27 protein-coding genes are annotated in these 20192 nt (G+C 53.1%); 16 read left to right on the top strand and 11 right to left on the bottom strand.

The annotated features are described in order from the left end of the window. Positions 1–25: 25 nt before the first annotated feature. Entirely contained in the window at positions 26–745 is a 720-nt protein-coding gene (locus MXF20_RS02865) for a type 1 glutamine amidotransferase (protein WP_088515888.1), read from the bottom strand. A 118-nt stretch (positions 746–863) separates the two neighbouring features. Here MXF20_RS02865 and MXF20_RS02860 point away from each other — a divergent pair, with 118 nt between their 5' ends. Continuing rightward, a complete protein-coding gene (locus tag MXF20_RS02860) occupies positions 864–1637 on the top strand; it encodes a helix-turn-helix transcriptional regulator (protein ID WP_325967589.1) in 774 nt (257 codons plus the stop codon). Positions 1638–1925: 288 nt separating this feature from the next. Here the strand turns inward: MXF20_RS02860 and MXF20_RS02855 are convergent, their stop codons facing one another. After that, positions 1926–3287, bottom strand: a complete 1362-nt coding sequence (locus MXF20_RS02855) for an esterase-like activity of phytase family protein (RefSeq protein ID WP_325967588.1) — start codon at positions 3285–3287, stop codon at positions 1926–1928. 287 nt (positions 3288–3574) lie between these two features. Here MXF20_RS02855 and MXF20_RS02850 point away from each other — a divergent pair, with 287 nt between their 5' ends. The 6 genes from MXF20_RS02850 (at position 3575) to MXF20_RS02825 (ending at position 6729) form a co-directional block, all read left to right on the top strand. Continuing rightward, the gene (locus tag MXF20_RS02850; RefSeq protein WP_325967587.1) at positions 3575–4162 is read left to right on the top strand and encodes a helix-turn-helix transcriptional regulator; all 588 of its coding nucleotides are present in this window, start codon (positions 3575–3577) and stop codon (positions 4160–4162) included. Positions 4163–4397: 235 nt separating this feature from the next. Next, entirely contained in the window at positions 4398–4910 is a 513-nt protein-coding gene (locus MXF20_RS02845) for a GNAT family N-acetyltransferase (RefSeq protein WP_211725505.1), read from the top strand. A 278-nt stretch (positions 4911–5188) separates the two neighbouring features. Continuing rightward, entirely contained in the window at positions 5189–5356 is a 168-nt protein-coding gene (locus MXF20_RS02840; RefSeq protein ID WP_021506316.1) for a general stress protein, read from the top strand. 188 nt (positions 5357–5544) lie between these two features. Continuing rightward, positions 5545–5742: a hypothetical protein gene (locus MXF20_RS02835; RefSeq protein ID WP_275029088.1), complete on the top strand. Its 198-nt coding sequence runs from the start codon at positions 5545–5547 to the stop codon at positions 5740–5742. Next, positions 5742–6527, top strand: coding sequence for a hypothetical protein (locus MXF20_RS02830; RefSeq protein ID WP_275025213.1), 786 nt, complete (start codon positions 5742–5744; stop codon positions 6525–6527). Before MXF20_RS02835 ends, MXF20_RS02830 begins: the two co-directional genes overlap by 1 nt. 79 nt (positions 6528–6606) lie before the next feature. After that, entirely contained in the window at positions 6607–6729 is a 123-nt protein-coding gene (locus tag MXF20_RS02825) for a hypothetical protein (RefSeq protein WP_275025215.1), read from the top strand. Positions 6730–6776: 47 nt separating this feature from the next. Here the strand turns inward: MXF20_RS02825 and MXF20_RS02820 are convergent, their stop codons facing one another. Further along, the gene (locus MXF20_RS02820) at positions 6777–9128 is read right to left on the bottom strand and encodes a phosphoketolase family protein (RefSeq protein ID WP_325967584.1); all 2352 of its coding nucleotides are present in this window, start codon (positions 9126–9128) and stop codon (positions 6777–6779) included. A gap of 293 nt (positions 9129–9421) precedes the next feature. Between MXF20_RS02820 and MXF20_RS02815 the strand changes: the two genes are divergently transcribed. Together MXF20_RS02815 and MXF20_RS02810 are read left to right on the top strand one after the other, a co-directional pair. Beyond that, entirely contained in the window at positions 9422–9709 is a 288-nt protein-coding gene (locus MXF20_RS02815) for a hypothetical protein (RefSeq protein ID WP_325967582.1), read from the top strand. A gap of 192 nt (positions 9710–9901) precedes the next feature. Beyond that, positions 9902–10102: a hypothetical protein gene (locus MXF20_RS02810; protein ID WP_325967580.1), complete on the top strand. Its 201-nt coding sequence runs from the start codon at positions 9902–9904 to the stop codon at positions 10100–10102. Between the two features lie 31 nt (positions 10103–10133). Here MXF20_RS02810 and MXF20_RS02805 read toward each other — a convergent pair whose 3' ends face one another. The 6 genes from MXF20_RS02805 to MXF20_RS02780 form a co-directional block, all read right to left on the bottom strand. Continuing rightward, positions 10134–10400 carry a biofilm development regulator YmgB/AriR family protein gene (locus tag MXF20_RS02805; protein WP_325967578.1) on the bottom strand — a complete coding sequence of 89 codons (267 nt, stop codon included), beginning with the start codon at positions 10398–10400 and terminating at the stop codon, positions 10134–10136. Positions 10401–10454: 54 nt separating this feature from the next. Continuing rightward, positions 10455–10745 (bottom strand): hypothetical protein, encoded by a 291-nt coding sequence (locus tag MXF20_RS02800; RefSeq protein ID WP_325967575.1) that lies wholly within the window; start codon positions 10743–10745, stop codon positions 10455–10457. Between the two features lie 159 nt (positions 10746–10904). Beyond that, positions 10905–11150, bottom strand: a complete 246-nt coding sequence (gene ycgZ, locus MXF20_RS02795) for a regulatory protein YcgZ (protein WP_325967573.1) — start codon at positions 11148–11150, stop codon at positions 10905–10907. A 464-nt stretch (positions 11151–11614) separates the two neighbouring features. Further along, positions 11615–11800 (bottom strand): general stress protein, encoded by a 186-nt coding sequence (locus tag MXF20_RS02790; protein ID WP_071813571.1) that lies wholly within the window; start codon positions 11798–11800, stop codon positions 11615–11617. A gap of 275 nt (positions 11801–12075) precedes the next feature. After that, positions 12076–12537: a DUF421 domain-containing protein gene (locus MXF20_RS02785; RefSeq protein WP_325967572.1), complete on the bottom strand. Its 462-nt coding sequence runs from the start codon at positions 12535–12537 to the stop codon at positions 12076–12078. 12 nt (positions 12538–12549) lie between these two features. After that, on the bottom strand, positions 12550–13056 hold the full coding sequence (locus MXF20_RS02780; protein WP_325967570.1) for a hypothetical protein: 507 nt from the start codon (positions 13054–13056) through the stop codon (positions 12550–12552). Positions 13057–13288: 232 nt separating this feature from the next. Between MXF20_RS02780 and MXF20_RS02775 the strand changes: the two genes are divergently transcribed. The 5 genes from MXF20_RS02775 (at position 13289) to MXF20_RS02755 (ending at position 16345) form a co-directional block, all read left to right on the top strand. Then, positions 13289–13780, top strand: a complete 492-nt coding sequence (locus tag MXF20_RS02775) for a nicotinamide-nucleotide amidohydrolase family protein (RefSeq protein ID WP_325967567.1) — start codon at positions 13289–13291, stop codon at positions 13778–13780. 315 nt (positions 13781–14095) lie between these two features. Continuing rightward, positions 14096–14263, top strand: coding sequence for a general stress protein (locus MXF20_RS02770; RefSeq protein ID WP_325967945.1), 168 nt, complete (start codon positions 14096–14098; stop codon positions 14261–14263). Between the two features lie 158 nt (positions 14264–14421). Further along, positions 14422–14895, top strand: coding sequence for a ferritin-like domain-containing protein (locus MXF20_RS02765; RefSeq protein WP_325967565.1), 474 nt, complete (start codon positions 14422–14424; stop codon positions 14893–14895). A 27-nt stretch (positions 14896–14922) separates the two neighbouring features. Beyond that, positions 14923–15438 carry a ferritin-like domain-containing protein gene (locus MXF20_RS02760; RefSeq protein ID WP_238560967.1) on the top strand — a complete coding sequence of 172 codons (516 nt, stop codon included), beginning with the start codon at positions 14923–14925 and terminating at the stop codon, positions 15436–15438. Between the two features lie 37 nt (positions 15439–15475). Then, positions 15476–16345, top strand: a complete 870-nt coding sequence (locus MXF20_RS02755) for a manganese catalase family protein (protein ID WP_325967561.1) — start codon at positions 15476–15478, stop codon at positions 16343–16345. 240 nt (positions 16346–16585) lie between these two features. Here the strand turns inward: MXF20_RS02755 and MXF20_RS02750 are convergent, their stop codons facing one another. Continuing rightward, positions 16586–16762, bottom strand: a complete 177-nt coding sequence (locus tag MXF20_RS02750) for a hypothetical protein (protein WP_325967559.1) — start codon at positions 16760–16762, stop codon at positions 16586–16588. A gap of 95 nt (positions 16763–16857) precedes the next feature. Further along, entirely contained in the window at positions 16858–17421 is a 564-nt protein-coding gene (locus tag MXF20_RS02745) for a hypothetical protein (RefSeq protein WP_325967556.1), read from the bottom strand. A gap of 455 nt (positions 17422–17876) precedes the next feature. Between MXF20_RS02745 and umuC the strand changes: the two genes are divergently transcribed. Together umuC and MXF20_RS02735 are read left to right on the top strand one after the other, a co-directional pair. Continuing rightward, positions 17877–19145 carry a translesion error-prone DNA polymerase V subunit UmuC gene (gene umuC / locus MXF20_RS02740; protein WP_325967555.1) on the top strand — a complete coding sequence of 423 codons (1269 nt, stop codon included), beginning with the start codon at positions 17877–17879 and terminating at the stop codon, positions 19143–19145. 388 nt (positions 19146–19533) lie between these two features. Further along, complete coding sequence (locus tag MXF20_RS02735; RefSeq protein WP_223815622.1) at positions 19534–19959, top strand: hypothetical protein; 426 nt, start codon at positions 19534–19536, stop codon at positions 19957–19959. Positions 19960–20192: the final 233 nt, after the last annotated feature.

Genomic DNA, 20192 nt, shown 5'->3' with positions numbered 1-20192 from the left:
AACATCACCGGGCATAAAGCCGTGTTTAAGCGGATTTGTAACGCGCTTCGAGCTTATCCATGAAACCAAAAAGTACCTGATTCATTTCGCTGTAATCGTGCGCACGAAGTTCTTCTGGCGTATGAACAAAGCGATACTCTGCGGCTCGGCTCAGGTCTTGTTGCGAATGAGCGATGAGCCGTTCTACAACATCCAGCGTCAGTTCCATGTGGCACTGAAAACCAAAGACGCGATCTGAATAGGAAACGATCTGGCGGGGACAGCCTTCGCTGTAGGCGATGATTTTTGCATCCGCAGTCAGGCCCGGCATGTCGTTATGCCAGTGACCGACCTCAAGCGACTTCGCAAAGTGAGAAAACAACGCATCCTCGCGAGCCTCTTCAGTTAGCGTGATCGGGAACTTACCAATCTCTTTTTCAGGGCTGTGAGCAAACGGCGCGCCCAGCGCCTCACCGATCAGCTGTGAGCCAAGGCAGATGCCGATAACGGCTTTACCGGTTTTAACAGCAGCAGCAATCAGCGCCTGCTCGCCTTTCGCATCGAAGTGCGGACACTCTCTCTGGGTCGTGGACGGGTCCTGCGGACCGCCCATCACGATCAGGAAATCAATACCTTCGGCGTCCACGGGTAGCTCATCGCCTGCGTATACACGCGAGTAAGTCACATTATGACCTTGATTTCTGGCCCATGTTTCATAAGCCCCTGGCGCTTCAAAACTTTCATGTACGATAAAGTGTACCCGCATGAGGATAGGCTCCTGTTATACCTGTGATAATCTGACCGATAAACGACACACTCATCCAGTGAGTTGGTACACCGGATGGTTTCGAGGCAGCATCATAGTTGCAGGACCCTAATCTGAAATGCCAGGTAGTATAGATAAAGCGCCAAGACATGAAGCATCCACTGGCTGGTCCGGCACAGCGATTAGCTATCAGCGAGGAGAAACCGATCCTCCTCATCATCACCTTGAAGGGCAGCTCCTCTATGCAACCAGAGGCGTTATGCTGGTCGAAACGGAAAACAACCGCTGGGTTATCCCCCCTCAGCGTGCATTGTGGCTACCGCCTCTGCAGATACATAGTTACAATCTGCTGTCTCACACCGATCTCAGGGCCGTCTATTTCAGTGGCAGCCTTATCGCGGAATGTACAAATTTTGCGAAGAGTGACCAGGTGCATGTCATTACGGCTACGCCACTGGTGAAAGAACTGATAACCGGTCTGTTCAGTGATCACTACAACAGACCGAGCCAGCGGAAAATGGCTCTGTTGCTTCTGGAAATACTCAGCGAAGCGCCTTCTCTTACTGCGGAACTTCCAATGCCACGTGATGAGCGATTATTCTCTGCGGCCAGAGAACTTATGGTAAATCATCGCTGGGAAATACCACTGAGCGATCTGGCTTTTATCGCGTCAATGTCTGAACGTACCTTTTCGCGATGGTTTATTAAGGATACGGGTTTTAGTTTCAGAACCTGGAAGCAAAGAGCAAGAATTTATGCTTCGTTAGATCTCCTTGCGAATAACATCCCTATCAAACAGATCGCTTACAAGCTTGGTTTTTCATGTCCGGCTGCCTATACCGCTGCTTTTCGTTCCATCCTGAATGCAACGCCGCGCGATTATTTGCCTTAATCTATGAATCAATGCCTGCTTCTCACTCCAGACAGACATTTTCCTGTGAGTCAATCTGCCTTATCCCAGGAACTGACGTTGCCGTTTCAGGCCATTTAATGGCTGTGCGCTGTGTCAGGGTAAGTTTATCAGGCGATGTCTCTTAATCACCTGAGCAATAGCCACCCTGAGTTTCCACATCCCGTTAAACACGAGGCCGCGATGACCTCCCCGATGACACAACGGGGGGTCATTCAGCCTTTAGCGTTTTCGGGCTGGCACCGGTGTTCAGCGCCAGCACGGCAGCCTTTATGGTTTCAGCGGTTCCGCCAGCGTTATGATAAACAACTCACTGTCCGAGCCGGCTTTGTCCAGCGGCTTCACGCTGATGGTGGTGGCAACCGGCTTATCATCTACCGTCAGCCTCCCCTGGTCGTTGACCCGATAGTCCTTGCGCTTCTTACCTTCCACCGGGTTTTGCAGCACCGTTTTCACGCCGAAGTCATTGTCATTGATGACCGCCAGCGTATTGCTGTCGATCAGCGCTAGCCCTTCGGCCTTCTCCTGCTGCCAGCCGAGTTGACGCAGATCCACCACCCGCGTTTTCGTTGCCAGCACGATGCCGCGCTGCGCCAGCGTTTTTGCGTCGTCAAACTCCGGGTAGTCACCGGCCTTATCGAATGCGGCCAGATCGCTAGCCTGGCTGAGATCCACCTTATAAATAAGGTTACGCATCGCGTCGTCTTTGTCGCTGCCCTGCTCAATCAGCAGGATGTGCTGATTATCGATCGCCACGATATCGCCAATTTTCGCATCGCTGTTTTTACTGTACGCCTCGCTGTCGATAGGATAACCATACATCGCGGTTTTCCCGGTCGCCGGATCGAAGCTAACAAGACGGGTAAAGCGCGCCTGCTTTTTACTTTTACCGTTGATATCCAGCGTGCTCTGCACCGCGGCGATGATGCGTCCGTCCGGCATGCGCGTAATCCCTTCAAAGCCACGATTTGGCTGACGCCATTTAAGAACGTTCGGCAGACCACCCGCGATCGATTTTTCCCCTTGCATGGCCTGCGGCCCGTGAATCGCCAGGATCCTGCCCTGCTTATCAACGTTAATCAGGAACGGACCATACTCATCGCACAGCCAGTATCCGCCCTTCCCGTCCAGCGTAATGCCTTCCGTATCCAGACCCCGGTTATCGCCCTGCAGCACCTTCAACTTATCGCTTAGCGCGATTTCATTGGTTGACCCGATGACGTCATTCTGCAGCGGCAAGCCATTAATATTGCCCTTTGCGTCGTGCAGCGGTCGGGCGTCCGTCGCCTGCGCTTTGCCGTTCTTCACCTGAATATTCATCAGCAGCGGGGCGAAGTCTGGCGTGACGAAAATTTTCGACTCCTGTTTACCCATGTCAGGCGAGTCGGCATTCGGCCCGCGATCGGTGACGGTCACGAAGTTGAGCGTATCTCCCTGCCTGCCGGTAAACAGCAAACCAGAACCGATGCCCACCGGCAAACCCTGCGGAAACGCGCTGGCGAACGCACCGCTGTAGCTTACGCGCGTCCCCTCAGGAAAAGTGACGCTATAGTGTTCGGTCTGCGGCTGCGCCGCCTGCGTGGATAAAGAGAGGGTACAACCGAGAACCAGAGGAAGCGTTTTTCTTTTCATATTATTCATGTCCATACAGAGGAGCTGACACCCTAAAGACTAAAAATGACAGAAAAATGATATGGCAGGGAAACAGTGGCGGCTGACCCTATCCCGGGAGATATCCCCGGCTCGCAACCGAATCGATTTTGCTTCACTCATCAGGGACCGGCTTTCCTGTTCCCTCTTCAGTCCACCCGACACAGCAGACATTTCTCAGCCTTTTCCTACAACCTGACGCAGGCCGTCTGATATCGGCTCAGCGCGGTTTCCGTTCAAATGGGTTACCGCGTGAACAGGAGGAAACAATGCTGAATATCTTCACTATGGATAGCGACCGCTGGATTACGGAAGGCCTGCGCCTCTATTTTTCCGGGCAGATGATAAGCTGCCTTGCGCTCGGCTCGCCGGATTACCCGCTGCCGTTGCCCACCGGCACCGGGCGTAACGTGGTGATCAGCGAACTGCACTTTGCCGATAAAAATCTCGAGGAGACGTTGCGGAGCCTGATGCTGTTGCAGATCAAAACGCCGGGCGTGGAGCTGGTGATCCTGACCGACATCAATGATGACGCGGTGCTGAATTACGTGGCCCGCCACCTGAAGAAAGCCATCATCCTGAGTAAAAAGTGCCCGCTGTCAACGCTGGTCAGTGCGGTGCTGATGCCGGAAAAGGTGGCCATTGCCGCCGCACCGTATGGCAACGCCGATGTGCTGACCGAGCGCGAGTTTTCGCTGCTGCGCTGGCTGGCCGGTCCGCGCCGCATGACGGAGATTGGTCACGCGCTGCACCTCAGCAATAAAACGATTAGCCATTATAAGAACACCATCTCACGCAAGCTGGGCTGTAAAAATCACATGGATTTTTACCATCGCCTCACCAGTTACGGCTTTTAATTAGCGCCACCTGCCTCTACCCAGGATGTTCAGCACGCTGGACATCCTGCGTCTGCCTGCCTTCTTACCGGTTAAAATATTCAATACATTCAGCCATTATCCCTGGCGTAAAAGGGATGACAGCGGGTGTGAATCGCGCATAATGACGGGTCACCTGTACGGGCAGGATGCTCGCCGACACCGATCACTCTGCTGCGACGCAGGATAAAACATAAAAAACTGAAGGAAGACTGGCATGGAATTCACCATACGCAACGCGCAGCCAGAAGATGCCGAATTGCTGCATCATCTGGGTCGCATGACCTACAGCGCCCACTTCAAACATATGTGGGTCTCCGAAGCCGAGCTGGATGAATTCATCGACAAAGAGTACGGACTGGCCGAACTGCACAGCAGCCTGGTCGCCCCCAACGAAAGCTGGCTGATCGCCGAAACCGACAAACCTATCGGCTTCGCCAAAGTGACCTGGAACACGCCGGTGCCGGACTCCGGCATGACCGGCGCACTGCTGAATAAGCTGTACCTCAATCCGCAGGAAACCGGTAAAAACTATGGCCGGCGCATGTTTGAAAGCATTATTCACGCCGCGCGCGATAAGCAGGAAGGCTATCTGTGGCTGGAAGTGCTCGGCGCAAATGTTCGTGCACGCAAATTTTATGAAGCCTTTGGCATGCAGCACATCAAGGATATTCCCTTCGTTACCGCTTCGCAGCAGAGCATCGTGCAGATTTTAGGCATGGTTATTTAGTTCCAATCCGTGAGGACGGGTCAACGGTCTGACCCGGCCTGTTTTTCTCAGGGTAGTGTTTCATTTTATTACTTCCCCCCTTCAGACACGGTTAAATAAACGTCGCGCGACAGCACAATCACCGTTATTTCAATCAGCTAGCCTGAAATAACAAATGCTCTGTTGATATCAGCCGTCACGCTTGCAGAAATAGCACCAGCGATTACTATTAAATACGCAACACGCACATGACAGCGCAACAACGTCATGTTATTTATTACTCATGAAGAGGATATATTATGACTCAGCATCGAGGCGGTTCAGGTAATTTCGCAGAAGACAAACAGAAAGCATCAGAAGCCGGTAAAAAAGGCGGACAGCACAGCGGCGGCAATTTCAAAAACGACCGCGAAAAAGCGTCCGAAGCCGGTAAGAAAGGCGGTCAGAGCAGCAATCGCGGCTCGTGATTAGCCGGCCAGCACAGGATGAGGCGGCCATGGCGCAGGGAGCGCGCCGTTACCCTCACCTCGCTTTTGTTTCACCCTGCGCTTATTTTCCCTCATCGTTAACAGATAACTCTGAAACAGCCTGAACCCGGCAGAAAACGTTATATGATCAAATATCTACTTTTGCCTTACAGGAACAGCCTGACGTGATACTGCGCTATTTTACCTCTCTTTTTTCCAGCCCGGAGTCATTACTGCAGGTGATGAGCCGCCAGGATATTCGTGAATCTATTCAGGAAGGTGACCGGATTATTATTGACGAAGACGGTAACGCTTCGGTTAATCCCCTGAGTCCGCAGGTACAGCAGGACTTTGCCAACCACGTTAAGCGCTTAAAGGATATCTGATGGGAACCGCGATATTTATGGTGCTGATGGTATGTGGCTACTGGTATACCAGCCGCGATATGTCCAGCCGGTTAAAAATAAAACGATCCTTCGGCTGGGACGTCTATTTCCTTATCGCGCTTTACGGCTGCATTTTCGTTGTCCAGGGCGTTATCGCCACCGGACTGGTGTGGCTGATACTGCTGGCGGCATCGGCCATCAATAACAACCTGGCGCTTTCTGCCGACCTGCATGCACGCTGGCACGTCGATTTCATGACCTGGAGCTTTCTTGGCATTCAGGCACCGGTGGTGATCATGCTGGCATTTGCCGTGCTGTTTTGTGTTTATCGTTCCAATTCCGGCAGCGCGCGCCTGACCGCCGGCAGCCGTAAAGAGTTGTACCAGCGCCTGTCACGCTCGAACGGAATTGAGCAGCTGCTGCTGCACTGCATGGAAGAAGGTGAGCTGGCGTGGGTGACGCTGAAATCGCGCCGTATTTACATCGGCATGATTCACGCCGCTACTTTTGAATATCCCAGCACCGCCAACATCGTGCTGATTCCGATGCTCAGCGGCTACCGTGATTCGCGCACGCTGAATCTGGCCGTTGAGCACAACTATAGCCGCTGGTATCACCAGCACGACATCAGCTTTGTTTCCACGCCGAAAAGCGCGCTGGAGTTCCGCAAGGTCCTGATGGTCGATCAGATTGAGAGCCTGTCGCTGTTCGATCCCGCCAGCGCCAGCGCGCTGGCCATGGGAAAATGCCAGCAGGCAGAGAAACGGCGGAACATACCGGGCTGAAATGCCCAGCCGCCCTTTACATCCGCGTTATCTGGCAACAGTGACGCGGCGTCACGTGGTAACCGCTAAGGAGTATGCAATGACCGATCGTCCCGTTCACGGCGACCAGCCGGATTACGATCCGCGCAAAAACAGCCCCGACCAGAAGCCGAAAGATGATGAAAGCAGTGCGCCTGAATCCGGGGATAAGCAGGCCGATTAAACTAAAACCGCCTTCTCAGGCGGTTTTTTTTCGCTGGCGGGGCCGATTTAGCCCGGCCACAGCCAGTTACGCACTTCCGGCACGTCTTCGCCGTGTTCACGCACATAGCGGTGGTGCTCCGCGATGCGCTGCTGCAGATCGTCGAGCAGTTCAGGATGGCGATCGGCCAGGCCCGGCACGTGCAAAATGGCCGCCTGCGCCAGATGATAGCGGTCCAGCTCGTTGAGCACCGTCATATCAAACGGCGTAGTGGTGGTGCCCTCTTCGTTGAATCCGTGCACGTGGAAACTGGCGTGATTGCGGCGCTGATACGTCAGACGATGAATCAGGCTGGGATAGCCATGAAAGGCGAAAATAACCGGTTTGTCGCGGGTAAACAACGCATCGAAATCCTCTTCCGACTTGCCGTGCGGGTGCTGCTGCTGCGTCTGCAGTGCCAGCAGATCCACCACGTTGACCACGCGAATGCGCAGCGTGGGCAGATAGTTTCGCAGCAGATCCACCGCCGCTAACGTCTCCATGGTGGGCACATCACCGGCGCAGGCCATCACCACGTCTGGCTCACCGGCGTCACTCGCCCAGCGCCACTCGCCCATGCCGGCCTCACAGTGGGCAATAGCGCTGTCGATATCCAGCCACTGCGGTGATGGCTGCTTGCCGGCGACAATTACATTGATACGATCCCAGGTACGCAGACAGTGATCGCCCACCCACAGCAGCGTGTTGGCGTCCGGCGGCAGATAGATGCGCACGATATCGGCCTTTTTATTCGCCACGTGATCGATAAAACCGGGATCCTGATGGCTGTAACCGTTGTGATCCTGGCGCCAGACGTGTGACGACAACAGATAATTGAGCGAGGAGATCGGCTGGCGCCAGCCCAGCTTGCGCGTCACCTTCAGCCATTTGGCGTGCTGATTGAACATCGAATCGATAATATGAATAAAGGCTTCATAGCAGTTGAACAGGCCGTGCCGCCCGGTGAGCAGATAGCCCTCGAGCCAGCCCTGGCACTGGTGTTCACTGAGGATCTCCATCACCCGGCCGTCTCGCGCCAGCTGCTCATCATACGGTTTGATCTCCGCCATCCAGCTGCGGCTGGTGACGTCAAAGACCGGCGTCAGGCGATTCGAGGCGGTTTCATCCGGCCCGAACAGGCGGAAATTGTCGGCGTTGCGCTGAAAAATCGCGCTGAGGTAGTGACCGAACTGCTTCGTCGCTTCGCCGCGCTGACTGCCCGGCGCGCCGGTCTCCAGCGCAAACTCGCGGATGTCCGGCGTGTTGAGCGTGCGGCGCAGCCGGCCGCCGTTGGCATAGGGCGAGGCGCTCATGCGTTTGTCGCCCTGCGGCGCCAGCGCGCGCAGTTCCGGCCTGAGTTTCCCCGCCTCGTCAAACAGATCCTCCGGCTGATAACTGCGCAGCCACTGCTCTAACAGCTGACGATGCGATGCATCTTCGCGACACGCCGCCACCGGCACCTGGTGCGCGCGCCAGAAATCCTCCACCTTTTTACCGTCCACTTCTTTTGGACCGGTCCAGCCCTTCGGGCTGCGCAGCACAATCATCGGCCAGCGCGGAATTATCTGCTGCGCCTGGCCGCTGCGCGCCTGCTGCTGGTAAGCAGCAATCTTATCGAACGCATTATCCAGCGCTGCCGCCATTTGCGGATGCATATCGGCCGGCTCGTGACCACAGACAAACAGCGGCTCATAGCCGTAACCGCTGAACAGCTGCTGCAGATCGTCATCGCTGCTGCGCCCGAACAGCGTGGGGTTGGCAATTTTATAGCCGTTCAGATGCAGGATCGGCAGCACCGCACCATCACGCTGCGGATTGAGGAATTTGATGCCGTGCCAGCTGGCGGCGAGCGGTCCGGTTTCCGCCTCACCGTCGCCAATCACACAGGGAACAATCAGCTGCGGATGATCGAAAACCGCGCCAAACGCGTGCGACAGCGAATAGCCCAGCTCGCCGCCTTCATTGATCGATCCCGGCGTTTCCGGTGCCGCATGGCTGGGAATGCCTCCGGGAAACGAGAACTGCTTAAACAGCCGCTGCATACCGGCGGCATCTTCACTGACGTGCGGATAGATCTCGCTGTAGCAGCCTTCTAGCCAGCTATTCGCCACCATCCCCGGCCCGCCGTGCCCCGGGCCGCAGACGTACAGCAGATCCACGTCGCGCTGACGGATGATGCGGTTGAGGTGCGCATAGATAAAGTTCAGGCCGGGCGTGGTGCCCCAGTGGCCAAGTAGTCGCGGCTTGATGTGCTCAGGCTGCAGCGGTTCGCGTAACAGCGGATTATCCATCAGATAAATTTGCCCGACGGACAGGTAATTGGCGGCGCGCCAGTAGCGATCGGTCAGCGCCAGTTCGTCGGCCGCACTCGGATTGCTCATGCCCTCTCCTCCTTTGGTTAGCAGTCAGTTAACCCTAATAGAGGATAGGCAATGCTGCGAGCCAGACGGTATTTCTGTCTGATGACTTTTTAACGCTGCGCTTATTTAACGTATCCGTAAAATATAAGCGAAGCGGTAAAAACCCCTCGGTCAGTAATATTTCCCATTTTGTGCACTATTTAGCATGTTGTGGCCCGTAAAACTGGCACTTTCCCGCTTTTGGTCTATTGTGCCTTAACAGGTAATACCAGTAGAAAATAGAAAAATAAAAGGATCCGAAATTGGACTATAAAATGTTCGCTAAACGACTGCAGCAGTGGCCGCAGTTACATTTCACGGCGATTGAACTGCAGCAACGCGAGATGGCCTGCGAGATCTACGCCACGGCGGCCGAGCACCAGACCATGAGCCAGCTGTTTATTTGTCGCGCCAGTGATGAAGCCAACGCTCAGGAATTAATCAAACAATATCGCAGCTGGCTGCATAAATTTAATCTTGGCCGCAGCCGGCGGGAAAGTCCTCGCCCTGCGCGCAGCGTGTCAGTGAATGTACCGGGCGCAATAAGCGCAGCGTTAAAATAATTCGGCACATCTTCACCGCTAATTCTTGTTGCAAGATCCTGACAGCTCAGCGTATTAATAGACGCGCAGTGAAAGAAGCACCGTCAATGGCGTTGCGGATATTTACGTGACGCGTTATGCGCGCTCAGAAAAAGGTTCCGCGTCGCAATGGTCTGTGCAACACTGTATGGACATACAAGTACCGGAGGTGACGTGAAACAGGTTAACCGTCCTGAAGCGGATCTGTATGCACTGATAGGCATCGCTGTGACGGAATTTATCAGGGAAGGCAGTGTATTCAGGATACATGACGTGACGCAGGTGCTGCATGCAATGAAAGCAGAGGCGCGTGATGAGGCATTCAGGCTTCGCTGCGATGCTGCGATACGGTTACTGGCAGATCTTATGCACTAAAACGATCCCCGCGCGCGCGGGGACCTTCATGTCAGGCATCGTCTGGCGTATAACCCACCACAATTTCCAGCGTTCTGCGCAGCACATTCGCCTGCGCTTCATCCTGCGTTGCTTCCAGTGCCATAATCAGGCAGAGGATAATGGATTTGTTACTGACGCGGCCTTCACTGGCCAGCACGCTACGAATAACGTCATTCAGTACCGTGGCTTCCTCACGCAATGCCATACCGGCATCACGAAAATGCGCTGCCAGTTCCGTGTCCGGCAGCGCAGAATAGAGGGTGTGATTCTCCGACATCGTTCTTTTCCCGTACTGTGAGCAAATACAGTCAGATTACCGTTCAACGACCGGTTAATGCTTGCGGCTGCCACCCGCCTGCCCGTTGTGACCAAACAGCGGATGGACGTTCTCGCGGTCCGGCTGATCGTCGCGCCGCTTCTGCCCGGCGGACATGCTGGCGCGGACTTCACTGATTGCTGTGCGAACAGCAGCCGCCTGCGTTTCATCGCTGGCCTGCTGCTGCATAATATGAAGCTCATCGAGCAGAGCCTGGGTCGTTACCGGCCCGGAGCGCTGCAGCAGCGTGAGCGCCGCTTCGCCGATGATCTCATCAATAAGTGTCTGTTGTTCACTTCTGTTCATAACGAATCTCTGCATATCGCTTGTCCCGACCGGGAACACGACAGAAAAACAGCGCCGTCAAACCGCGGCGCGATACAGCCCGTCACAAGTTATACATGCAGTGATACATTATCAGAACGGCGTTTTCGTGTGTACAACCTGGACGCTTTTACTCCGCTCTCAGCTCTCGCGTTCAAACAACAGGCCGATAAGCTGATGATAATGATGTTCTTCTTCCGTGGTTGCAGCAAGCTCGAGACGGCGCAGCAATTTGGTGCACAGCGATTTACGATTAAGGTTGCGTCCCTCACGCAGGATCTCGACGACAACCTGGCCGAGGGTCTCCTGCTGCGAAGGCAGTGTGGCTTTGCTAAAGTAGTTGGCAATCGCCTCGACTGAGTTCGGAGTGTATCCGTTCTGGCGCATAAGTGACTCCCGATAACGTTAAACTGTCAGAAAAAAGTTCTGGATAATTTGTACAAGTTTTTCAAAAGCTGTACAAGAGGATAAACAAGTGAAAGGGGGATTTTTGTTGCAAAAAGTGCTACCGAAAGGTTATTGACAGGGGGCGAAAGTTAATGCTTTTAACATTACCAGCCGTTTTTTTAGTACCACTTGAATGTCAAACGCTTTGGCTGAGTATTTTGCTATTCGTCACGCAAACGCTGCTGAGGCTTATTTTCTGCCATTACGTCGACAGCACGCTGTTTTCCGTCGTCGCGCTTAATAATAAAAAGTCATTAGCGTCATTACGCCACTTATAAAGCCAGCGAATGCACTAAACGTTGCGAGCGGCGCAATTTGTATGCGATAAATTGCGCCGCTACGCCACGTTTACGCTCAACGCGGGGAAGCCAGTTTGCCCGCTATTACGCTGACAGAATTAAGCTTTACGCTTCTGCCGCTGCGGTTTTACCACGGCGACTGACTTTTCCCCCGCGCCTGCCCGCTTCTACCGCCCGTTCCGGACAGTTTTTAAAATTGCCGCTGCTGACGCTGCCGCCCTTTTTACCCGCTTCGCGAGCACGCTCGGTATTTTCTGCAAAATTACCTGCACCGCCACGTCGTTGTGTCATATGTCACCCCATTAATAAAAATAGTTAAGTGTTTAACGCAGGAATATCTCCACACAGAAACAATATGAATGGGATTCGGGATAAAACAACATTTAATATGCATATTTGTCTTTACAAAAAGCGGTGCGCAAAACACTATTTTAACCGCTGCGCTTATAGCGGGTTGCTTGTAAAGATTTTTTTTTGAAACTTGTACAAAATATTTTTAGCGGTATAAAATCAATTAATTAGCAAAAGTGTGATTTCCGTCACAGTTCGTTTTCTTTACTTACCCACTACTTTTCAGTTTTATCTGAATTTTCAGGGATGATGGAAATATGACCACTCACTTCCAGCACGGCGTATTTAATTTGATCGATGCGCTCCAGCCCCTGTCCTGAACGTGCGGCCTCCAGGATATCTTCCTGACTGATGCCCGACATTTTTAGCCGCTGCGTTAATATCCGGCCATGCTCCACCAGAATCAGCGGACCGCCCTCTGCCATTTGTTCAAATAGCGGGAAACGCGCTTTGAGTTTGCCGAGCACGATATCAATGGTGATTAACGTAATGATGGTGAGGCTGGCCCCGGTGACGGAAAAATCATCGCCCAGCAGTGCCTGCTGTGTGGCTTCGCTAATAATCAGCAGCAGAATCAGATCAAATGAAGTCATTTGCAGCAGCGTGCGTCTGCCCGCAATCTTAAATACCACCATTAACAACAGATAAATGGCCGCTGCGCGTAATACGGTTTCCATAACGCTCTCCTTTTATGGGTAGATCCACTGGGATACCGTTACCGGCACCTGATGATTAACGTGCACGCTTAGCGCAACACGACCCGCCGCCTGCGGCTGAATGCCCAGCCAGATCACGTGCCCTTCTGCTGTCTCGCTGGCGTAGGTGAGCTGCAGCGTATTATCCCGGGTGATCGCCTGCAGCGGCTGTGGCTGCAGCGACTGGATCTGCAACGCATCCAGTGCACCGCTGCCCAGCGTAACGGTGAAGCGCTCGCCGGCCTGCGGCGCAACGCGAATGCGCAGGTTCATATTGCTGTCAATGCGGCCAAAACGTTCATAGTGCAGGCTGACCGAACCGTCCGCCGACTGCGCCTGGCCGTCACTTAATATGCCTTTTGAAAACAATCCGCATGCCCCCAGAATCACGATGACAATCAGCACATACTCACCGATACGCTGGATAAGGCTCTCTCTGCGCTGCCAGCGCATATCTTCCTGTACCGGATAATGGCGGCTGGCTAACTCATCTTTCTTCATCACGTTATTCCTCTTGCAGATAATTATCTGGCCGCTTTCCGCTGCGGTTATTTCATCTCAGCGTTGTTATTTAAGCTTAGCGGTTAATTCAGGAGGTTCGGTGAGAGTGTAATTCGGCTGAGCAGTGACGCAGAAATTAATCCTATAATTCGGAAGCACGCCGCTGGCGATGTTAACGCACCGCGCCAGGCCAGGCGTTTTGTTGATTTCAACCTGACAATGGAAACACGATATGGATGAAGAACTGGTTAATTTAGCAAACGAACTGGGTACGAAACTGCTGGCCGCCGGCCTGACCATCACTACCGCAGAATCTTGTACCTCCGGCTGGGTCGGCTCCGCTCTGGCGGCAGCCAGTAACAGCAGCCGCTTTTACAGCAGCGGCTTTATTACTTATACCAACGAGGCGAAGCAGCGCGTGCTGGGCGTTAGCGCGGAGACGCTGGCGCGCGATACCGCCGTCAGTGAAGCCGCGGTACGGGAGATGGCCTGCGGCGCGAAAAAGCTCGCCGGGGATACGCTGGCTATCGCCGTCAGTGGCTATGCCGGTCCGGACGGCGGGGAAGACGGTACGCCAGCGGGTACCGTATGGTTTGCCTGGTGCCTGGCCGATAATAGTCTGCACACCAGCCGGCAGTGGTTTTCAGGCGAAGGTGAAGAAGTGGTACGCAAAGCGACCCGTTTCAGTCTGGCAGAGCTAAATCGTTTGCTGGAGAATATTTAGCCCCGCTTCGCCGTTCAATTATTGCACGTGGACTAATCAGCCGGACGGGTGGAATTTTCAGCGTACATAAATACGTCAGCGTAAATAACATTCAGTAGCCAACAAGCGAAACCGCATTATTTACCGACTCGCTAAAAAACAGCGCAATTATTTATGGCACATTCTCCTTCCTTCTCATCGATATAGCGTTAGCGAGGCGCGAAAAATATAACCGTCGCGCTTGTCAGTGAGGCAACGTGCATTAGTATTAAGTGTGCAAAACATGCATGGCGGCAGATGCGTCATGTTATTTATTACTCATCACGAGGTAATAGTATGACAGAGCATAGAGGCGGTTCAGGTAATTTCGCAGAAGACAAACAGAAAGCATCTGAAGCGGGTAAAAAAGGCGGACAGAACAGCGGTGGTAATTTCAAAAACGACCGTGAGAAAGCGTCCGAAGCCGGCAAAAAAGGCGGTCAGAATAGCCATCGCGATTCCTGATGCGTCACAACGCAGAGTAAGGAATGTCACGGAGCAGGGAATGCTCCGTCATCAACAGGATGACAGGAATTTATCGCTACGTTTCATTCCCTCTCTTTAACCGCGTTATCACTTAATGGCTTCAGCCTCCCGTTAATTACCGGTTCGGAGAATATTCCATGAAAGTTAAATCGCTACTCGATCTCTTTATTCACGATCTTTCGGATGTTTACAGCGCGGAGAAACAGATTACCCGTGCGTTACCCAAACTGATCCGGGCAGCCTCCGATGAAAGTTTAAAAAACGCCTTTCAGCAACACCTGGAAGAGACCCAGGGACAAATCGAGCGCCTCGATCAGGTCGTCGAAAGCCACGATGAGCTGCGCATCATGCGCATGAAGTGCCACGCGCTGGAAGGCCTGGTTGAAGAAGCCCAGGAGCTGATTGAATCCACCGAAGCGGGACCGGTGCGCGATGCGGGCCTGATTGGCGCAGCGCAGAAGGTTGAGCACTACGAAATTGCCACTTACGGCACGCTGGTTGCCATGGCGAAAAAGCTGGAGCTGAACCAGGCCGCAGAGTTGCTGGCTGCCACGCTGGCAGAAGAAAAATCCACCGATGAAAAACTTACGGATATCGCGGAAAAACAGTAACGCGACTGCCGCACAACGGAGGTAGATATGACGACCACATCCGCACTCTCGCATTATCACGACTGGCTGCGCGACGCTCACGCCATGGAAAAGCAGGCTGAAACCATGCTGGAGCAGATGGCAAAACGCCTGGAAAATTACCCGCAGCTGCGGGCCCGCATTGAGCAGCATATCGAAGAAACCCGTCAGCAGCAGTCTCTGCTGGAATCCATTCTCGACCGCCACGGTATTTCCCACTCCAGCGTGAAAGACGTGATGGGGAAAATGGCCGCTATGGGCCAGGCGTTTGGCGGCACTTTTGCGGAAGACGAAGTGGTGAAAGGCGCGATCAGCGGCTACGTGTTCGAAAACGCTGAGATTGGCAGCTATACCAGCCTGATCAGCGCCGCCACGCGCGCCGGTGACGAAGAGAGCGTTGCCATTCTTAAACAGATCTGTGAGCAGGAGATCGCGATGGCGGACTGGATGTTAACCCATATGCCAGAGCTGACCGATCAGTTCCTGCTGCGCAGCGAAGACCCGGACGCGAAAGCGAAACGCTGATTTTCTCTTCCCGCAAGAGACTTTTTTGAGGTGAGCTATGTTTCGACACGTTAAGAAACTGCAGTACACGGTGCGCGTCAGCGCGCCGAACCCGGGCCTGGCCAATCTGCTGTTAGAGCAGTTTGGCGGTCCGCAGGGCGAACTGGCTGCGGCCATGCGCTATTTTACTCAGGGTCTGGGCGATGAGGATTTAGGACGCCGCGACCTGCTGATGGATATCGCTACCGAGGAGCTCAGCCACCTTGAGATTATCGGCTCGCTGGTTGGCATGCTCAATAAGGGCGCCAAAGGCAAGCTGGCTGAAGGCACTGAAGCGGAAGGCGAACTGTATCGCTCAATTACCGGTGCCGGTAACGATAGCCATCTGACCTCGATTCTTTATGGCGGTGGCCCACCGCTGACCAACTCCGGCGGCGTGCCGTGGACCGCAGCTTACGTGGATACCATCGGCGAAGTGACGGCGGATTTACGGTCGAATATCGCCGCCGAAGCGCGCGCCAAAATCATCTACGAACGCCTGATCAACGTCACTGACGATGTCGGCGTGAAGGATGCCCTGGGCTTCCTGATGACGCGTGAGGCCGCGCACCAGCTTTCATTTGAGAAAGCGCTGTACTCTATTCGCGACAACTTCCCACCGGGCAAGCTGCCGCCAATTGAGCAGTATGCGCACAACTACTACAACATGTCGGAAGGTGACGACGTGCGCGGTAGCTGGAACTCCGATGACAACTTCGATTATGTGGCCGATCCGCAGCCGGCCGTTGACGGCGGAGATGGGTTGCCGTCGGTAACGCTGTCGGCGGATGAGCAGCGCGACATTGATGCGCTGGCCGCACGCACCGCGTCCGATCCGCTGATCGATCCGATCACCGGCGCGGAAGCAGGCAGCAAGAAGTCGCAGTGACGTTCAGTCAGAGTATGCAGTGACACCGTTTTTTCTCGCGCAGTAACTGGCCGCCTGGCCCACGGCGTTTCCCTGACGGGAGCGCCGTTTTTTTCGTCCGGTTGTCATACACTCTTCCGAACCGCCTTCCGCCGGGGTGCGTTTATACATGTTTCCGGCCTGCTAAAAACTCAGGCATGTAAAGCAAAAAAGCCCCCGCGACAGGAGCTTTGATTCTGATAACGATACGATTGCTTATTGTTAACTGGCGATTCGTGCCTTCGCTGACGGCTTCTCCGGACCAATAACGTCAGCATCTTTTTCTTCAAAACCTACTCTGGCAAGCTTCGCACCATCAATGGAAGACCAGAAAGCGACTGAACGTTTGGCAGCAGTCATCGCCCTGGATGTATCAATTTTTTTACTTTGCTTAATCATGATGCCTCCTGAAGTTCCTGCTATGTTCATAATTTACCCTACCCTTGTTTATTTATCAAACAGGATGCTGAATTCCTGCGTTGATTTATTCTTCTTCAAAAAAACCGCCGCACTTTCTCGCGTATTTTATCTTGTATCTCTTCTACCGATGAGGACATTTTATCAGGAGCATCGAATACGAAAGCAAAACCATACGATCTATATCGGGACTGAGCCTCGGGGACAGGGTCACAGATATGCACGTCATCCAAACCCACCATTGCGCAAAAAGTCGTGGCATATACCAGTGCGATAATAAAGACTTTACCTGACAATGATGTCTCTTTATCAACAATAAAATTTTCCAGCATACAAATAGCAAACTCGTTACGCAGTGTGTCATATTTACAGAGGATGACAGCATGCAGTACCTCAGGATCTGCATAGTCAATGACCTTGAGGCTTATATCTAATATGCCGTTGTCATTTGCTGTACCCTGGTAGCGCTCCATCCCCCATGCCCAGTTGAGCTTACTCCCTGTAACGCCTGCGGCAAGGGATTGCTTCTCCGCTTCGCTCAATACGCCTGTGGTGATATTTTTCCAGTTAAAGCTTTTAATAATACGTTGCGTTAAGTTGAGACAGTAATCGTGTACTTCCTGTATTGATAAATCGCTCACACCTGTAGCCTTGCAACCGAATAACTATAGAAATATTTTAAGGCAAAGACATCCTGAGTTAGATGATCCGAATCAAATGGGAGCTTGAAATAAAATTCGGCGAAACTTAAGCAAAAACCTTATCTATTTACATAACCTATACTGCCAAAAACATTGAGCAACATAGCGTTATTTTACTTTTTAATCTCATGGTTAACCGGATTTATTTTTAATATTGATTATTCTTCAGACTATTAATTTTTTCACAGGAATGCATGCAACTATGCAGGCTTTCTGGCGTTTCGACGCATAAGACTGGGATACGGAAATGGCATAAAAATTTCGTCTCTCAGAGACCGTTCAGTTAGTAACTTGCTCCAGCTCGCACATTCGGCAATGCACAATCCTGCCGCTTGATCTTTAGCACGCCTCTGCACATACTGTTTTTATATACAGTATTTTTCAGGGTGCCGGTGATGTATGCATTGGTCGACGTAAACTCTTTCTACGCCAGCTGCGAAACGGTGTTTCGCCCGGATCTGCGCGGCAGGCCAATTGTGGTGCTGTCGAACAACGACGGCTGCATTATCTCACTGAGCCGTGAAGCGAAGCGGCTGGGCATAAAAATGGGGGCGCCGTGGTTCAAGCATCGCGACGAGCTGATGCGCCATCAGGTGGTGGTGTTTTCATCCAACTATGCGCTGTACGGCGACATGTCGGCGCGCGTGATGGAGACGCTCGACCGACTGGCGCCGCGCGTGGACGTCTACTCAATTGACGAAGCCTTTCTGGATGTCAGCGGGCTTGAGGGCTACACCTCGCTGACGCGCTACGGACAGGAGGTGCGTGATTGCCTGTGGAAAGAGACGCACCTGAAAGTGGGCGTCGGCATCGCGCCAACGAAAACCCTCGCCAAGCTGGCTAACTGGGCGGCCAAACGCTGGACCAAAGCCGATAACGTGATGGACCTCTCTGCCCCGGCGCGCCAGCGCGGGCTGATGCAGCGGGTCGGCGTAGAGGAAGTATGGGGCGTCGGCCGCCGTTTATCGAACAAGCTGAACCTGATGGGGATTGAAACCGCCCTGCAGCTGGCGGAGACGCCCACTGCGCTGATCCGTAAGCATTTTGGCGTGGTGCTGGAGCGCACCGTGCGCGAGCTGCGCGGCGAACCGTGCCTGGCATTTGAAGAGGTGATTCCGCACCGGCAAAATATCCTCTGCTCGCGCTCGTTTGGCGATCGCATTACCGATTATCAGGATATGCGCGAAGCCATTGCCAGCTATGCAGCACGCGCAGCGGAGAAACTGCGCAGCGAGCGCCAGTATTGCCGCTACATCGGGGCGTTTATTCGCACCAGCCCGCACGATCCGCATCAGCCCTACTATGCCAACGCCGCCAGCCAGACGCTGGTGACCCCCACCGCCGACAGCCGCGACATTATTCAGGCCACGCTCAACTGTCTGGATCGCATCTGGGTCCCCGGCAAGCGCTATCTGAAAGGCGGCGTGATGCTGGGTGACTTCTTCAGTGATGGCGTGGCACAGTTTGATCTGTTTGCTGACTATCAGCCGCGCCGTAACAGCGATCAGCTGATGGCGCTGATGGATAAGATCAACGCCCACCAGCGCGGTGCCTTGTGGTTTGCCGGTCAGGGCATTCAGAAACCCTGGGCGATGAAACGCGACATGCTGTCTCCGGCTTACACCACGCGTATTAGTGACGTGCCGCGCGTGAAGGCAAAGTGACTTAACCTCTCTCCCGCGGCGACCCTGAACCTGTCACGCTACTCGGAATAATCGCAAGGCGGCGGGAGAGAAAATTGATAATTCACACCAATCGATAAGCGATTAATGATGAAATTAATTTACAGATAATTGATCAATATCGGGCGCTGACGAATACAGCACTTAATGCTTAAACTTCACTGCCCTAAATGGCCGACGCTATTTTAAAATCAATGAAAATTTATTGCCGGCGCATCACAACAAAAACAAATCCATATCAAAAGGTTAGCCATAATTAAAATTGCCGCATCAGCAAAATGAGATAAAGCGCACCATTATAATATTGCGCAACCATTAAGGCCGTGATATTTAAATCTGGACTTTACAATAAACTTACAAAGAGGGAAAAATGAAAATTAACCTTATGGGTTTGATGGTGATGCTCGTTATCCTGTTAAGTGGATGTTCGTCGACGGGGGGTGAGGATAAATACAGCGCGACCTACGTTCAGTCACACATTAAAGAAGGGAAAACCACCAAGGCGGAAGTGCAGCAGCTTTATGGTGTCCCGGATGATAATCAAAAATCCTCTCAGGGCACCACCTGGATTTACGAGAAAAATGCGGATTACAGCAGCGCCTCTTCGCTGCTGGGCTACATCCCGGGAGCGGGAGCCGTATCCGGCGCGTTAGGTATGGCAAACTCAGCAAGTGAAGTATCCTCTACGGCAGGCAAAATGGCAGATAAACGTAGTGGAAATACCGAAATACACGGTAATAGACTCTATATCACTTTTAATAATAGCGATATTGTAGACTACTGGAGTATCCGTTAATTCGCGCCGACAGAAAGTCATTTACCTGATGCGGCTCAGCTGAGCCGCGTTATTCTATTTAAACAAGAATATTATCTGCTTCGTATCATCCGGGCTATTACGCGCAAAATACACCACGACATCTCACCGCTGAATAACGTTTTATCGCGCAGGTAAAAGCGCCGCTGGTAGATCGGCTGGCGTTTGCATCAATGCTGCACCCGTGCGGCGCAGATCGTCTGCGCGCAATGGCA

It is taken from the genome of Pantoea dispersa (genome assembly GCF_035783935.1).
Lineage (GTDB): Bacteria > Pseudomonadota > Gammaproteobacteria > Enterobacterales > Enterobacteriaceae > Pantoea > Pantoea dispersa_C.
Note: the sequence above shows the minus strand (reverse complement) of the source record. Positions and strands in the feature narration are given on the sequence as shown.

What these genes read in the sequence shown, in the direction of transcription:
- MXF20_RS02865 (WP_088515888.1), bottom strand. Translation starts at nt 745, where the DNA reads ATGCGGGTACACTTTATCGTACATGAAAGTTTTGAAGCGCCAGGGGCT.
- MXF20_RS02860 (WP_325967589.1), top strand. Translation starts at nt 864, where the DNA reads ATGCCAGGTAGTATAGATAAAGCGCCAAGACATGAAGCATCCACTGGC.
- MXF20_RS02855 (WP_325967588.1), bottom strand. Translation starts at nt 3,287, where the DNA reads ATGAAAAGAAAAACGCTTCCTCTGGTTCTCGGTTGTACCCTCTCTTTA.
- MXF20_RS02850 (WP_325967587.1), top strand. Translation starts at nt 3,575, where the DNA reads ATGCTGAATATCTTCACTATGGATAGCGACCGCTGGATTACGGAAGGC.
- MXF20_RS02845 (WP_211725505.1), top strand. Translation starts at nt 4,398, where the DNA reads ATGGAATTCACCATACGCAACGCGCAGCCAGAAGATGCCGAATTGCTG.
- MXF20_RS02840 (WP_021506316.1), top strand. Translation starts at nt 5,189, where the DNA reads ATGACTCAGCATCGAGGCGGTTCAGGTAATTTCGCAGAAGACAAACAG.
- MXF20_RS02830 (WP_275025213.1), top strand. Translation starts at nt 5,742, where the DNA reads ATGGGAACCGCGATATTTATGGTGCTGATGGTATGTGGCTACTGGTAT.
- MXF20_RS02825 (WP_275025215.1), top strand. Translation starts at nt 6,607, where the DNA reads ATGACCGATCGTCCCGTTCACGGCGACCAGCCGGATTACGATCCGCGC.
- MXF20_RS02820 (WP_325967584.1), bottom strand. Translation starts at nt 9,128, where the DNA reads ATGAGCAATCCGAGTGCGGCCGACGAACTGGCGCTGACCGATCGCTAC.
- MXF20_RS02815 (WP_325967582.1), top strand. Translation starts at nt 9,422, where the DNA reads ATGTTCGCTAAACGACTGCAGCAGTGGCCGCAGTTACATTTCACGGCG.
- MXF20_RS02805 (WP_325967578.1), bottom strand. Translation starts at nt 10,400, where the DNA reads ATGTCGGAGAATCACACCCTCTATTCTGCGCTGCCGGACACGGAACTG.
- MXF20_RS02800 (WP_325967575.1), bottom strand. Translation starts at nt 10,745, where the DNA reads ATGAACAGAAGTGAACAACAGACACTTATTGATGAGATCATCGGCGAA.
- ycgZ (WP_325967573.1), bottom strand. Translation starts at nt 11,150, where the DNA reads ATGCGCCAGAACGGATACACTCCGAACTCAGTCGAGGCGATTGCCAAC.
- MXF20_RS02790 (WP_071813571.1), bottom strand. Translation starts at nt 11,800, where the DNA reads ATGACACAACGACGTGGCGGTGCAGGTAATTTTGCAGAAAATACCGAG.
- MXF20_RS02785 (WP_325967572.1), bottom strand. Translation starts at nt 12,537, where the DNA reads ATGGAAACCGTATTACGCGCAGCGGCCATTTATCTGTTGTTAATGGTG.
- MXF20_RS02780 (WP_325967570.1), bottom strand. Translation starts at nt 13,056, where the DNA reads ATGAAGAAAGATGAGTTAGCCAGCCGCCATTATCCGGTACAGGAAGAT.
- MXF20_RS02775 (WP_325967567.1), top strand. Translation starts at nt 13,289, where the DNA reads ATGGATGAAGAACTGGTTAATTTAGCAAACGAACTGGGTACGAAACTG.
- MXF20_RS02770 (WP_325967945.1), top strand. Translation starts at nt 14,096, where the DNA reads ATGACAGAGCATAGAGGCGGTTCAGGTAATTTCGCAGAAGACAAACAG.
- MXF20_RS02765 (WP_325967565.1), top strand. Translation starts at nt 14,422, where the DNA reads ATGAAAGTTAAATCGCTACTCGATCTCTTTATTCACGATCTTTCGGAT.
- MXF20_RS02760 (WP_238560967.1), top strand. Translation starts at nt 14,923, where the DNA reads ATGACGACCACATCCGCACTCTCGCATTATCACGACTGGCTGCGCGAC.
- MXF20_RS02755 (WP_325967561.1), top strand. Translation starts at nt 15,476, where the DNA reads ATGTTTCGACACGTTAAGAAACTGCAGTACACGGTGCGCGTCAGCGCG.
- MXF20_RS02750 (WP_325967559.1), bottom strand. Translation starts at nt 16,762, where the DNA reads ATGATTAAGCAAAGTAAAAAAATTGATACATCCAGGGCGATGACTGCT.
- umuC (WP_325967555.1), top strand. Translation starts at nt 17,877, where the DNA reads ATGTATGCATTGGTCGACGTAAACTCTTTCTACGCCAGCTGCGAAACG.
- MXF20_RS02735 (WP_223815622.1), top strand. Translation starts at nt 19,534, where the DNA reads ATGAAAATTAACCTTATGGGTTTGATGGTGATGCTCGTTATCCTGTTA.